Below are 13,331 nucleotides of genomic sequence, written 5' to 3'. Positions count from 1 at the left end.
TGGGCGTGAAGGCTCAGTCCCGCCCCCAACACCCCCTGAGGAGGCGCATCATGCGCTTCAGACACAGAGCCATGGCAGGGTTCGCGACCCTGCTGCTCCCGTTCGCCGGCCTGGTCGGCCTTGCCGCCCCCGCCGAAGCAGCCACCTCCGCCACCGCCACCTACGCGAAGACCCAGGACTGGGGCACCGGCTTCGAGGGCAAGTGGACCGTCAAGAACACCGGCGACACCACCATCAGCTCCTGGACGGTCGAGTGGGACTTCCCCTCCGGTACTGCCGTCACCTCGGCCTGGGACGCCGACGTCACCTCCTCCGGCACCCACTGGACCGCCAAGAACAAGTCCTGGAACGGCAGCCTCGCCCCCGGTGCCACCCTCTCCTTCGGCTTCAACGGCACCGGCTCCGGCGCCCCCGCCAACTGCAAGCTGAACAGCGGCAGTTGTGACGGCGGCCCCACGGTCCCCGGCGACAACGCACCGAGCGCCCCCGGCACCCCGACCGCCTCCGACATCACCAACACCTCGGTGAAGCTGAGCTGGAGCGCGGCCACCGACGACAAGGGCATCAAGAACTACGACGTCCTGCGCGGCGGCGCCAAGGTCGCGACGGTGACCTCGACGTCGTACAGCGACACCGGTCTCACCGCCGGCACGGACTACTCGTACACCGTCCAGGCCCGTGACACCGCCGACCAGACAGGACCGGTCAGTTCAGCGGTCGCCGTGCGCACCACGGGCGGCACCACGGACCCGCCGCCCACCGGCGACAAGGTCAAGCTCGGCTACTTCACCGAGTGGGGCGTCTACGGCCGCAACTACCACGTCAAGAACCTGGTGACCTCGGGCTCCGCGTCCAAGATCACGCACATCAACTACGCGTTCGGCAACGTCAAGAACGGTCAGTGCACCGTCGACGATACGTACGCCGCCTACGACAAGGCCTACACCGCCGACCAGTCCGTCAGCGGCACCGCCGACACCTGGGACCAGCCGCTGCGCGGCAACTTCAACCAGCTCCGCCAGCTCAAGGCCAAGTACCCGCACATCAAGGTGCTGTACTCCTTCGGCGGCTGGACCTACTCCGGCGGCTTCGCCCAGGCAGCGGCCAACCCGGCCGCCTTCGCCGCCTCCTGCAAGGCGGTAGTCGAGGACCCGCGCTGGGCGGATGTCTTCGACGGTATCGACATCGACTGGGAGTACCCGAACGCCTGCGGTCTGACCTGCGACACCTCGGGCGCCGCGGCCTTCAAGAACCTGATGTCGGCGCTGCGCACCGAGTTCGGCTCCAACTACCTGGTCACCGCCGCCATCACCGGCGACGGCTCCTCCGGCGGCAAGCTCGACGTGGCCGACTACGGCGGCGCCGCGGCTTCCCTCAACTGGTACAACGTGATGACGTACGACTACTTCGGCGCCTTCGACGCGGACGGTCCGACCGCCCCGCACTCGCCCCTGACCTCGTACTCCGGCATCCCGGCCGCGGGCTTCAACTCCGCCGACGCGATCGCCAAGCTCAAGGCCAAGGGCGTGCCGTCCGCCAAGCTCCTGCTCGGCATCGGCTTCTACGGCCGCGGCTGGACCGGCGTCACCCAGTCCGCCCCCGGCGGCACGGCGACCGGCGCGGCACCCGGCACCTACGAGGCGGGCATCGAGGACTACAAGGTGCTCAAGAACTCCTGCCCGGCCACCGGCACCATCGCCGGTACGGCGTACGCGTACTGCGGCAACAACTGGTGGTCGTACGACACTCCGGCCACCATCGGTTCGAAGATGACCTGGGCCAAGAACCAGGGCCTGGGCGGCGCGTTCTTCTGGGAGTTCAGCGGCGACACCACGGGCGGTGAGCTGGTGACCGCCATCAACAACGGGCTCAACTAGCAGCCTTGACTAGGCAACATTGACGCGCTGACCGGGCGGGGCTGCCTCAAGCCACGCGAGAAACCCGGTCAGCGCGTCGTCGCTCATCGCGAGTTCGAGACGCGTGCCCCGGTGCAGACAGGTGAGGATCACCGCGTCGGAGAGCAGTGCCAGCTCCTCCTCGCCGTCGGGGAGGCGACGGCCGGCCACCTCGATCGCGGAGCGTTCGAGGATGCGGCGAGGGCGATAGGCGTAGGAGAAGACGCGATACCACTCGATGCGGTCGCCGTTGTAGCGGGCGACGCCATAGCTCCAGCCTTTGCCGCTGGTGTCGGGTTTCTCCGGCACGCCCCAGCGCAGGCTGCAGTCGAAGGTGCCACCGGAGCGCTGGATGAGCCTGCGGCGCAGGCCGAAGACGAACAGCCCCAGCACCACGAGCGCCACGACGATTCCGCACACAGTCAGAGCGAGGACCATCGACACCGACCTCCTCGTCTCCTAGGTAACGGAACGGAAAAATCATCCATATCTGCCTCAGCCGCGACCGGTACCGGATTGCTCCGGTTCCAGCCGCGGCTGAGGGACGTCATCGCACGGTGAGCAGTGTCAGCTCGCCGCCGCCGCACGCAGTCGTACGTCCGCGCGACGCTCGGCGGAGGCATCACCCTCCGCCTTCGCACGCTCGAGCTCACGCTCGGCGCGCTGGACATCGATCTCGTCCGACAGCTCGGCGATCTCGGCCAGCAGCGACAGCTTGTTGTCCGCGAACGAGATGAAACCGCCGTGCACCGCGGCGACGACCGTTCCACCATCACTCGTACGGATGGTCACCGGGCCCGACTCCAGCACACCGAGCAGCGGCTGGTGACCGGGCATGACGCCGATATCGCCGGACGTGGTGCGCGCGACGACCAGGGTGGCCTCGCCGGACCAGACCTCTCGGTCGGCCGCGACCAGCGCGACGTGCAGCTCAGCAGCCAAGGTGGCTCCTCGGGTCACCACCCGGCGGTTCTGCCGGGTGTTGGTTACAAGTCTAGTGGGCGTGACTGAGGGGGCGGGACGCGCCCGCCCCCTCTGTCAAGAGCACGAGCTCAGGAGACGCCCAGCTCCTTGGCGTTGGCCTTGAGGTCCTCGATGCCACCGCAGAGGAAGAACGCCTGCTCCGGGAAGTGGTCGTACTCGCCGTCGATGATCGCGTTGAAGGCCGCGATCGACTCCTCCAGCGGGACGTCCGAACCGTCGACGCCGGTGAACTGCTTGGCGACGTGGGTGTTCTGGGACAGGAAGCGCTCCACGCGACGGGCACGGTGGACGGTGAGCTTGTCCTCCTCGCCCAGCTCGTCGATACCGAGGATCGCGATGATGTCCTGAAGGTCCTTGTACTTCTGAAGAACCGACTTGACGCGCATCGCGGCCGCGTAGTGGTCCGCCGCGATGTAGCGGGGGTCCAGGATGCGGGACGTGGAGTCCAGCGGGTCCACGGCCGGGTAGATGCCCTTCTCGGAGATCGGACGGGAGAGCACCGTCGTCGCGTCGAGGTGGGCGAAGGTGGTGGCCGGGGCCGGGTCGGTCAGGTCGTCCGCGGGGACGTAGATCGCCTGCATCGAGGTGATCGAGTGACCACGGGTCGAGGTGATGCGCTCCTGGAGGAGACCCATCTCGTCGGCCAGGTTCGGCTGGTAGCCCACCGCGGAGGGCATCCGGCCGAGCAGGGTCGAGACCTCGGAACCGGCCTGGGTGAAGCGGAAGATGTTGTCGATGAAGAACAGCACGTCCTGCTTCTGCACATCGCGGAAGTACTCCGCCATGGTCAGACCGGCCAGGGCGACCCGGAGACGGGTGCCCGGGGGCTCGTCCATCTGGCCGAAGACCAGCGCGGTCTTGTCGATGACGCCCGACTCCGACATCTCCTCGATGAGGTCGTTGCCCTCACGAGTGCGCTCACCGACACCGGCGAACACGGAGACACCGTCGTGGTTGTTGGCGACGCGGTAGATCATCTCCTGGATGAGCACCGTCTTGCCGACGCCGGCACCGCCGAACAGACCGATCTTTCCACCCTTGACGTACGGGGTGAGAAGGTCGATGACCTTGACGCCGGTCTCGAACATCTCGGTCTTCGACTCGAGCTCGTCGAAGCGCGGCGCCTTGCGGTGGATGCCCCAGCGCTCGCCGTCGTACGTCTCGTCGGAGTTCAGCACCTCACCGAGGGTGTTGAACACCTTGCCCTTGGTGAAGTCGCCGACCGGCACGGTGATGGAGGCGCCGGTGTCCACGACAGCGGCCTGGCGGACCAGACCGTCGGTGGGCTGCATGGAGATGGTGCGGACCAGGCCGTCACCCAGGTGCTGGGCGACCTCCAGGGTCAGCGTCTTCTTCTCGCCGTCCTGGGCCGGGTCGGCCACCTCGACGTGAAGGGCGTTGTAGATGTCGGGCATCGCGTCGACGGGGAACTCCACGTCGACGACCGGGCCGATGACCCGGGCGACGCGGCCCGTGGCAGCGGCCGTCTCAACTGTCGTCGTCATTACCTGTCACTCCCCGCGGTCGCGTCGGCCAGGGCTGCGGAGCCACCGACGATCTCGCTGATTTCCTGGGTGATTTCGGCCTGGCGGGCCGCGTTGGCAAGTCGGGAGAGGCTGGTGATCAGGTCTCCCGCGTTGTCGGTCGCCGACTTCATCGCGCGGCGCGTGGCGGCGTGCTTGGAGGCAGCCGACTGAAGCATCGCGTTGTAGATACGGCTCTCGACGTAGCGCGGCAGGAGGGCGTCGAGGACGTCCTCCGCCGACGGCTCGAAGTCGTACAGCGGCAGGATCTCGCCCTTGGGCGCCTCTTCCGCCACCTCTTCGAGGCTGAGGGGCAGCAGACGGCCGTCGACCGCGTTCTGCGTCATCATCGAGATGAACTCGGTGTAGACGATGTGGAGTTCGTCCACGCCGCCCTCAGCCGCGTCCTTCTCGATGGCCTCGATCAGGGGAGCCGCGACCTTCTTCGCGTCCGCGTAGGAGGGCCCGTCGGTGAAGCCCGACCACGACTCCACGACCGTGCGCTCGCGGAAGTTGTAGTGGGCCAGACCGCGGCGGCCGACGATGTACGTGTCGACCTCCTTGCCCTCCGCCTCAAGGCGCGCCGTCAGCTGCTCGGCGGCCTTGATGGCGTTGGCGTTGAAGGCGCCGGCCAGTCCGCGGTCGCTCGTGAGGAGCAGTACCGCGGAACGGGTCGCCGTCTCCGCCTCCGTGGTCAGCGGGTGCTTGGTGTTCGAGCCGGTGCCGACCGCCGTGACCGCGCGGGTGAGCTCGGTCGCGTACGGTGCGGAGGCCGCCACCTTGCGCTGCGCCTTGACGACGCGCGAGGCGGCGATCATCTCCATCGCCTTGGTGATCTTCTTGGTCGCGGTGACGGATCGGATGCGACGCTTGTAGACCCGGAGCTGGGCTCCCATGAGTCAGGTCCCTTCCTTACGTCACTTGGCGGCGGCCGGGGCGTCCTCGCCGAGAAGCTTGCCGTCCGAGGTCTCGAACTGCTTCTTGAACTCGGCAACGGCGTCGTCGATCGCCTGGATGGTGTCGTTCGACATCTTGGCGCCCTCCTTGATGGAGGTCATGAGGCCCTGCTCCTTGCGGTGCAGGTACTCCAGCAGCTCCTTCTCGAAGCGGCGGATGTCGGCGACGGGCACCTCGTCCATCTTGCCGTTGGTACCGGCCCAGATGGAGACGACCTGGTCCTCGGTGGCCATCGGCTGGTACTGAGCCTGCTTGAGCAGCTCGACCAGACGCGAACCACGCTCCAGCTGGGACTTCGACGCGGCGTCCAGGTCGGAACCGAAGGCGGCGAACGCCTCCAGCTCACGGTACTGGGCGAGGTCGAGGCGGAGGCGGCCGGAGACCTGGCGCATCGCCTTGTGCTGCGCGGAACCACCGACTCGGGAGACGGAGATACCGACGTTCAGCGCGGGGCGCTGACCGGCGTTGAACAGGTCCGACTCCAGGAAGCACTGGCCGTCGGTGATGGAGATGACGTTGGTCGGGATGAACGCCGACACGTCGTTGGCCTTGGTCTCGACGATCGGCAGACCGGTCATCGAGCCCGCGCCCATCTCGTCGGAGAGCTTCGCGCAGCGCTCCAGCAGACGGGAGTGCAGGTAGAAGACGTCACCCGGGTAGGCCTCACGGCCCGGCGGGCGGCGCAGCAGCAGGGACACGGCGCGGTAGGCGTCGGCCTGCTTCGAGAGGTCGTCGAAGATGATGAGGACGTGCTTGCCCTCGTACATCCACTGCTGGCCGATGGCCGAACCGGTGTACGGCGCCAGGTACTTGAAGCCGGCCGGGTCGGACGCCGGGGCGGCGACGATGGTCGTGTACTCCAGCGCGCCGGCCTCTTCGAGGGCGCCACGCACGGAGGCGATGGTCGAGCCCTTCTGGCCGATGGCGACGTAGATGCAGCGGACCTGCTTCTTCGGGTCGCCGGAGCGCCAGTTGTCACGCTGGTTGATGATCGTGTCGACGGCCAGGGCGGTCTTGCCGGTCTGGCGGTCGCCGATGATCAGCTGACGCTGACCACGGCCGATCGGGGTCATCGTGTCGACGGCCTTGTAGCCGGTCTCCATCGGCTCGTGCACCGACTTACGGGCCATGACGCCCGGAGCCTGCAGCTCAAGGGCGCGACGACCGCTGGTCTCGATCTCGCCGAGGCCGTCGATCGGGGTGCCGAGCGGGTCGACGACGCGGCCGAGGTAGCCCTCGCCGACGGCCACGGAGAGGACCTCGCCGGTACGGGAGACCGGCTGACCCTCCTCGATGCCGCTGAACTCACCGAGGACGACGCAGCCGATCTCGCGCTCTTCCAGGTTGAGCGCGAGGCCGAGGGTGCCGTCCTCGAACTTCAGCAGTTCGTTGGCCATGGCCGAGGGCAGGCCCTCGACCTTCGCGATGCCGTCGCCGGCAAGGGTGACCGTACCGACCTCCTCGCGCGAGGCCGCGTCCGGCTTGTACGACTGGACGAAGTTCTCCAGCGCGTCCCGGATCTCCTCCGGCCGGATCGTGAGCTCCGCCATCTGGGTTCCCTGCTCTCCTTGTTGGGCCCGAAGTTTCAACTTGGGGGTCTGGGGGCGACCCCCAGGAATCCTCTGCACGGCCCAACCGGGCCGTAGGTACACGTACTGCTTATGAAGTTTCTGCTAGCTCGCCATGCGGCGGGCGGCGTCCTCGATACGGTCCGCGATCGAGCCGTTGATGACCTCGTCGCCGACCTGCACCCGGATACCGCCGAGGACCTCGGGGTCCACGTCCAGGTTGAGGTGCATCGGACGGCCGTAGAGCTTCGCCAGGACTGCGCCCAGGCGCTGCTTCTGCGGGTCGCTCAGCGGTACCGCCGAGGTGACCACGGCCACCATGCGATCCCGGCGCTCGGCGGCGAGCTTGGACAGGGACTCCAGTCCCGCTTCCAGGCTACGTCCCCGGGGACGGGTCACAAGGCGCGTCACCAGACGCTCGGTGGTCGCGGCGGACCGGCCGCCGAGCAGGCTGCGCAGCAGCTCGCCCTTGGCGGACACCGTCGCGGACCGGTTGGTCAGCGCGGCGCGCAGCTCGGTGTTCGAGGAGACGATCCGAGCGAACCGGAACAGCTCGTCCTCGACGTCGTCGAGCGTGCCCGACTTCTGCGCGGCGGTGAAGTCGGCGACGTTGGCCAGCTCCTCCAGCGCGTCCACCAGGTCGCGCGACTGCGACCAGCGGGAGCGCACCATGCCGGACAGCAGGTCGGCGGTGGCCCCGCTGACCTGGCCGCCGATGAGGCGCTGGGCCAGGTCGGCCTTGGCCTCGCCGGACTGCGCCGGGTCGGTCAGGACCCGACGCAGCGACACCTCGCGGTCGAGCAGCGCGGTGACGGAGGCCAGCTCGTCGGCGAGCGAGCCGGCGTCCACGGACGTGGAGTCCGTCAGCGCGTCGAGACGCTCGCGCGCGGCTGCCAGGGCATCGCGGCTCGCTCCGTTCATCGGGTGGCCTCGGCCTTCTCCTCAAGCTCACCGAGGAAGCGGTCGATCACACGGCTCTGCCGGGCGTGGTCATCGAGGGACTCACCGACGAGCTTGCCGGCCAGGTCGGTGGCGAGCTTGCCGACGTCCTGGCGCAGCGCGGACGACGCGGCCTTGCGATCGGCCTCGATCTGCGCGTGACCGGCGGCGATGATCTCCTCACGCTGCCGCTGGCCTTCCGCGCGCATCTCGGCGATGAGCGTGGCGCCCTGCTCCTGCGCCTCCTGGCGCAGACGCGCGGCCTCGTGCCGGGCCTCGGCGAGCTGGGCCTTGTACTGCTCAAGGACGCTCTGGGCCTCGGTCTGCGCGGCCTCGGCCTTCTCGATACCGCCCTCGATGGCCTCGCGACGCTCTTCCAGAACCTTGTTGATGGTCGGGAGGAGCTTCTTGGCGAGGAAGCCGAAGACGATGACGAAAGCGATGAGGCCGATGACAACTTCCGGCCACGGCGGGATGAGGGGGTTCTCCTTCTCACCCTCAGCCGCCAGCAAAACCAGGGCGGAGTTCACATCAGTGCCTTTCGTCGACAGGTTCGGTCGTCAGGGCTCGTCTTAGTAGACGAACGGCATGACGAGACCGATCAGGGCGAGCGCCTCACAGAAGGCGAAGCCGAGGATCTGGTTGGCGCGGATCAGGCCGGCCGCCTCGGGCTGGCGGGCAAGGGCCTGGGTGCCGTTACCGAAGATGATGCCAACGCCGACGCCGGGGCCGATGGCCGCAAGACCGTAACCGACGGAACCGAGGTCACCGGTGACAGCAGCAAGGTTGGACATGCCAGTTCTTCCTTCTCTTTACGGACCGGTGGGGGTTGGCCACCGGACGACTGTGGTGTTCTGAAGCGGGGGTGCTCAGTGGTGCTCGGCGAGCGCGCCCTGGATGAAGGTGCAGGTCAGGAGGACGAAGACATACGCCTGAACTGCCTGGATGAAGAGCTCGAAGGCGGTCATCACGATGACCATCACGAACGAGACGCCGGAGTAGGCGATACCGATGCCGTTCAGCATGTACCAGCTGGCGATGGTGAACAGCAGCAGCAGCGTGTGACCGGCGAACATGTTCGCGAAGAGTCGTACCGCGTGCGTGAACGGGCGGACCAGCAGGTTCGAGAAGAACTCGATGGTCATGGCCAGCGGGAGCACCGGCCCCAGCGACTTGTCGTAGCCGGTGAAGTTCTTGAAGGCACCGACGAAGCCGTGCCGCTTGAACGTGAGCGAGACCCAGGTGATGTAGACGATCAGGGCCAGGATTGCGGGGTAGGCGATGATCGACGTCACCGGGAAGGCGGCGACCGGAACGATCGACCAGAGGTTCATCATCCAGATGAAGAAGAACAGGGAGACGGCGAGCGGAACGTACTTCTCGCCCTCCTTCTTGCCGATCGTCTCGTAGACGATGCCGCGACGTACGAAGTCGTAGCCGGCCTCGGCAACCATCTGGAGCTTGCCGGGGATCACCTTCGGCTTGGCGAACGCGGCCCAGAAGAAGCCCACCACGATGATGGAGCCCAGAAGGGCCAGCAGCATCGGCTTGTTGAAGTAGATGCCGTTGCCGTCGGCGTCACCCAAGAGCGGCTCGAACAGGAACGAGTGCAGGCCCGGAGCCGGGAAGCCACACCCGTCGAACAGGTGGCAGTCGGTCTCGAAGGCGAGCACCTGCGTCGGGTCAGCACTCACCGCGGGCTCCTTCGTCGTGGCGCATAGGTACGGCAACCTCGTTGTGTCGGCGCGGCATGCAGCCGCGGTTCGGCACGGGACTGGTGTTACGGATGTGGGGGCGGCTGTGGGGCATCACGCCCTGCGTGTGAGCAGGCGTCAGCTCAGATGCCCGCGCCCGCGATGCCGCAGTTGGCACCGGACGATAGCAGGGTCTCTCATGCGCTTTTATCCCGGCCCTACCTCTCACGACGAGTGCCCCGTCTTTTCGGGCTTGTCGCCGTTCTTGGGGGCGGACGAGTCCGGTTCGACGTAGAGAATCTTGGACTTCATATGGGCACGCGTCTGCGCGGCGATCCAGGCGAGGGTGCCGGCGACGAGCGTGAGAGCGAAGGCCTTGGGGTCGAACAGGGTGGTGTTCTTGAACGCGGCGACGAAGATGAACAACAGAAGAATCTGTGCCGCGTAGAGCATCAGGCCCATCGCCTGGAACAAGTGCGGAAGCGATTTGGCAGTGCGCTGCAGAACGTAGAGACCGATCCCCATGAAGAGGATCACCACCAGCGTCGCGACGACCGCCCCGACCGCCCCGTCGCCACCGGCGACCACAGCACCGACGACGGCGGCAACAGCGCCGACGGCAGCTGTGGGCACAGCGGCCTGGAGCAGGATCCGGACGTCATTGGACGGCATGGCGGCAACTCCGCTTTCGCAGGGGGGCAGGGGTGTCGTCATGGACGAGCGTAGTCCCGGGTTGAGAGTGATCCTCACGCCAATGGACCGTCGCACCACGGTCCTTCGGCTCTGCCCCGGGTTCTCGTGAACCGTATCACAAACTATTTGATGAGGTCTTTACCTAGATGGTGTGCCTGGTGTCACACATGAGAGTGACAGTGCGCGTCTGTGCAGAAACAGCGCCGCTTTGTCTGGTATTGGGGCGCTTCGCTCCCCCACGACTTGGCAATGCTCTAGTCAGATTCTTACCTTGAGCGTCAGCGCGACGTTCCGGCTTTGCGCCGATCCAGGAAGCGCGAACGGGCGCCGAGAGCGGTCGCGCCGTTGACTCCGTTGACCCGGGAGACTCCGGCGGCGACCGGAGTGCGGGGCTCCTCGACGACCGGGACGGCCGGCTCGGCCTCCGTACCCTCCTCGGCCTCCGCCGGTTCCGGCTCCCCGACCGCCTTGCGGCGGTAGCGCGGCGGCACGAAGGCCTCGGCCCAGCGCGGGGCGCGCGGGGTGAACCGCGGCAGCAGGAGCAGTGCCAGCCCGATGGCGCTGAGGAAGACGACGCCGAGCACGATCCACATCGACGCCGAGTTCACCGAGTACGCGAGGGCACCGAACGCGATCAGCGCCGACCAGAAGTACATGATCAGCACCGCGCGGCTGTGCGAGTGCCCGATCTCCAGCAGTCGGTGGTGCAGATGCCCCCGGTCCGCGGCGAACGGCGACTGGCCGGCCCAGGTACGGCGCACGATGGCCAGGACCAGGTCGGCGGCCGGGATCGCGATGATGGTCAGCGGCATCAGGAGCGGAATATAGGCGGGCACCATCTGGTGCACGGTGGCGCGCTCCGAACCGGAGAACAGGTTCATCCGGTCCGGGTCGATCTGGCCGGTGATGGAGATGGCCGAGGCGGCCAGCACCAGACCGATGAGCATGGAGCCGGAGTCGCCCATGAAGATCCGCGCCGGGTGCATGTTGTGCGGCAGGAAGCCGACGCACATGCCGATCAGGATCGTCGCGAACAGCGTCGCGGGGGCGGCCTCCTCGATGCCGTAGCCGTACCAGACCCGGTACGCGTACATGAAGAAGGCCGCGGACGCGATGCACACCATGCCCGCCGCGAGGCCGTCGAGTCCGTCGACGAAGTTGACCGCGTTGATGGTGATGACGACGAGCGCCACCGTCAGCAGGGTGCCCTGCCACTGGGTGAGCGCGACCGTCCCGACGCCAGGGATGGGCAGCCACAGGATCGTCAGACCCTGCATGACCATCACGCCGGCGGCGATCATCTGGCCGCCCAGCTTGATCAGGGCGTCGATCTCGAACTTGTCGTCCAGGACGCCGATCAGCCAGATGAGGGCCGCGCCGGAGAGCAGCGCCCGCGGCTCGTTGGACTTCTCGAAGACCTCGCTGAGATTGGTGAGGTGGTCGGCGACCAGCAGGCCCGCGCACAGGCCGAAGAACATCGCGATCCCGCCGAGCCGCGGAGTGGGTTCCCGGTGCACGTCACGTGCCCGGATCTGCGGCATCGCTCCGGCCACGATCGCGAACTTCCGTACCGGCCCTGTCAGCAGGTACGTCACCGCGGCCGTGATGCAGAGCGTCAGCAGGTATTCACGCACGGGCTTCCCCACAGGTCTCGCTGGCCATCTCAGCCCCACACCCTAGCGACCGTCTCATACGAGACGCATATGTGTGAGGACTTCCGGGTAGCGACGATGGTTGCACGGCTGGCTGTGTACCCGAGTGCGCGTACCCCCGCTCAGCCGGGATACGGCGGAAATCTACCGGCCAGCTCCCGTACTTCTTCACGTGCCTTCTGGCTCTCGACCGCACCGCGCAGCACCCCCGCGAGCAGGGCGGCGATGTGACCCATCTCCTCCTCCCCCATGCCTTGGGTGGTCACCGCCGCCGTGCCCAGCCTGAGCCCTCGGGCGTCGCCGTGCGGCAGCGCGCAGCAGTCCAGGACCATCCCGGCGGCGGCGAGCCGGCCCCGGGCGGTCCGTCCGTCGACGCCGAGCGGCGCCGGGTCGGCGGTGATGAGATGCGTGTCCGTACCGCCCGTGGTGACGACGAGCCCCTCGTCGGCCAGCGCGGCCGCGAGGACCCGCGCATTGGCGACCACCTGATGGGCGTACACGGTGAACGCGGGCGTCGCCGCCTCGCCGAAGGCGACCGCCTTGGCGGCGATGGTGTGCATCTGGGCGCCGCCCTGGGTGAAGGGGAACACGGCCCGGTCGACCCGCTCGGCCAGCTCGCGCCCGCAAAGGATCATGCCGCCGCGCGGGCCCCGCAGCACCTTGTGCGTGGTGGCACACACGACATCGGCGTACGGCACCGGGCTGGGCGCCGCTCCCCCGGCGACCAACCCGATCGGGTGCGCGGCGTCGGCGATCAGATACGCGCCCACCTCGTCGGCGACGTCGCGGAAGAAGGCGTAGTCGAGGTGGCGCGGGTAGGCGATCGACCCGCACACGATCGCCTTGGGCCGGTGCGCACGGGCCATCGCCCGCACCTGGTCGTGGTCGATGAGCCCGGTCTCCGCATCCACCCCGTAGCCGACGAAGTCGAACCAGCGGCCGGAGAAGTTCGCGGGCGAGCCGTGCGTGAGATGGCCGCCGTGCGGCAGGCCCAGCGCGAGGACGGTGTCGCCGGGCCGCAGCAGGGCCGCGTACGCGGCGAGGACGGCCGAGGACCCGGAGTGGGACTGCACGTTGGCGTGCTCCGCACCGAACAGCGCCCTGGCCCGGTCCACGGCGATCCGCTCGGCGACGTCGACGATCTCGCAGCCGCCGTGGTGCCGGGCCCCCGGATACCCCTCCGCGTACTTGTTGGCGAGCGGCGACCCCAGCGCGGCCAGCACCGCCGCCGACGTGAAGTTCTCGGCGGCGATCAACTGCAACGTCGTCGACTGCCGCTCCAGCTCCCCGAGCAGAACCCCGGCCAGCTCGGGGTCCTGACGGCGCAGGGCATCGGCCTCAAGGGTATGGACGACCGTCATGGTGGGCTCCGGGGGCGTCGACGGTGACGTAAGCACCAATGTAGGCCCGGGACCCCTGAGGCGCT

The 13,331-nt window shown here is 67.8% G+C and carries 13 protein-coding genes; 1 reads left to right on the top strand and 12 read right to left on the bottom strand.

Annotated features, from left to right (window positions below; all coding sequences use genetic code 11):
• Positions 1-50: 50 nt before the first annotated feature.
• Positions 51-1,877: a glycoside hydrolase family 18 chitinase gene (locus KCH87_RS45255; protein WP_210593806.1), complete on the top strand. Its 1,827-nt coding sequence runs from the start codon at positions 51-53 to the stop codon at positions 1,875-1,877.
• A 9-nt stretch (positions 1,878-1,886) separates the two neighbouring features.
• Here the strand turns inward: KCH87_RS45255 and KCH87_RS45250 are convergent, their stop codons facing one another.
• The 12 genes from KCH87_RS45250 to glyA form a co-directional block, all read right to left on the bottom strand.
• Positions 1,887-2,333 (bottom strand): DUF2550 domain-containing protein, encoded by a 447-nt coding sequence (locus KCH87_RS45250; RefSeq protein WP_210593805.1) that lies wholly within the window; start codon positions 2,331-2,333, stop codon positions 1,887-1,889.
• A gap of 129 nt (positions 2,334-2,462) precedes the next feature.
• A complete protein-coding gene (locus tag KCH87_RS45245; protein ID WP_210593804.1) occupies positions 2,463-2,837 on the bottom strand; it encodes a F0F1 ATP synthase subunit epsilon in 375 nt (124 codons plus the stop codon).
• 110 nt (positions 2,838-2,947) lie between these two features.
• Positions 2,948-4,384, bottom strand: coding sequence for a F0F1 ATP synthase subunit beta (gene atpD, locus KCH87_RS45240; RefSeq protein WP_210593803.1), 1,437 nt, complete (start codon positions 4,382-4,384; stop codon positions 2,948-2,950).
• On the bottom strand, positions 4,384-5,298 hold the full coding sequence (locus KCH87_RS45235; RefSeq protein WP_210593802.1) for a F0F1 ATP synthase subunit gamma: 915 nt from the start codon (positions 5,296-5,298) through the stop codon (positions 4,384-4,386). The genes atpD and KCH87_RS45235 overlap by 1 nt, the downstream gene beginning before the upstream one ends.
• 21 nt (positions 5,299-5,319) lie before the next feature.
• A complete protein-coding gene (gene atpA, locus KCH87_RS45230; protein ID WP_210593801.1) occupies positions 5,320-6,909 on the bottom strand; it encodes a F0F1 ATP synthase subunit alpha in 1,590 nt (529 codons plus the stop codon).
• Positions 6,910-7,032: 123 nt separating this feature from the next.
• Positions 7,033-7,848, bottom strand: a complete 816-nt coding sequence (locus KCH87_RS45225; protein ID WP_210593800.1) for a F0F1 ATP synthase subunit delta — start codon at positions 7,846-7,848, stop codon at positions 7,033-7,035.
• Entirely contained in the window at positions 7,845-8,396 is a 552-nt protein-coding gene (locus KCH87_RS45220; RefSeq protein WP_210593799.1) for a F0F1 ATP synthase subunit B, read from the bottom strand. Before KCH87_RS45220 ends, KCH87_RS45225 begins: the two co-directional genes overlap by 4 nt.
• 42 nt (positions 8,397-8,438) lie before the next feature.
• Entirely contained in the window at positions 8,439-8,660 is a 222-nt protein-coding gene (atpE, locus tag KCH87_RS45215; protein WP_004925497.1) for an ATP synthase F0 subunit C, read from the bottom strand.
• Positions 8,661-8,735: 75 nt separating this feature from the next.
• Complete coding sequence (gene atpB, locus KCH87_RS45210) at positions 8,736-9,560, bottom strand: F0F1 ATP synthase subunit A (protein WP_210593798.1); 825 nt, start codon at positions 9,558-9,560, stop codon at positions 8,736-8,738.
• A 225-nt stretch (positions 9,561-9,785) separates the two neighbouring features.
• Positions 9,786-10,232, bottom strand: coding sequence for a hypothetical protein (locus KCH87_RS45205; RefSeq protein ID WP_210593836.1), 447 nt, complete (start codon positions 10,230-10,232; stop codon positions 9,786-9,788).
• A gap of 299 nt (positions 10,233-10,531) precedes the next feature.
• Positions 10,532-11,887: an MraY family glycosyltransferase gene (locus tag KCH87_RS45200; protein ID WP_210593797.1), complete on the bottom strand. Its 1,356-nt coding sequence runs from the start codon at positions 11,885-11,887 to the stop codon at positions 10,532-10,534.
• A gap of 140 nt (positions 11,888-12,027) precedes the next feature.
• A complete protein-coding gene (gene glyA, locus KCH87_RS45195; protein ID WP_210593796.1) occupies positions 12,028-13,266 on the bottom strand; it encodes a serine hydroxymethyltransferase in 1,239 nt (412 codons plus the stop codon).
• Positions 13,267-13,331: the final 65 nt, after the last annotated feature.

This window comes from Streptomyces sp. GESEQ-35 (assembly GCF_017948485.1).
Lineage (GTDB): Bacteria > Actinomycetota > Actinomycetes > Streptomycetales > Streptomycetaceae > Streptomyces.
The sequence above is the reverse complement of the archived record's forward strand: the minus strand, read 5'-3'. Positions and strand labels throughout refer to the sequence as shown.

Excerpts from the sequence above, each read along its gene's own strand:
- atpA (WP_210593801.1), bottom strand. The coding sequence starts at position 6,909 with ATGGCGGAGCTCACGATCCGGCCGGAGGAGATCCGGGACGCGCTGGAG.
- KCH87_RS45255 (WP_210593806.1), top strand. The coding sequence starts at position 51 with ATGCGCTTCAGACACAGAGCCATGGCAGGGTTCGCGACCCTGCTGCTC.
- KCH87_RS45235 (WP_210593802.1), bottom strand. The coding sequence starts at position 5,298 with ATGGGAGCCCAGCTCCGGGTCTACAAGCGTCGCATCCGATCCGTCACC.
- atpD (WP_210593803.1), bottom strand. The coding sequence starts at position 4,384 with ATGACGACGACAGTTGAGACGGCCGCTGCCACGGGCCGCGTCGCCCGG.
- KCH87_RS45250 (WP_210593805.1), bottom strand. The coding sequence starts at position 2,333 with ATGGTCCTCGCTCTGACTGTGTGCGGAATCGTCGTGGCGCTCGTGGTG.
- glyA (WP_210593796.1), bottom strand. The coding sequence starts at position 13,266 with ATGACGGTCGTCCATACCCTTGAGGCCGATGCCCTGCGCCGTCAGGAC.
- atpE (WP_004925497.1), bottom strand. The coding sequence starts at position 8,660 with ATGTCCAACCTTGCTGCTGTCACCGGTGACCTCGGTTCCGTCGGTTAC.
- KCH87_RS45205 (WP_210593836.1), bottom strand. The coding sequence starts at position 10,232 with ATGCCGTCCAATGACGTCCGGATCCTGCTCCAGGCCGCTGTGCCCACA.
- KCH87_RS45225 (WP_210593800.1), bottom strand. The coding sequence starts at position 7,848 with ATGAACGGAGCGAGCCGCGATGCCCTGGCAGCCGCGCGCGAGCGTCTC.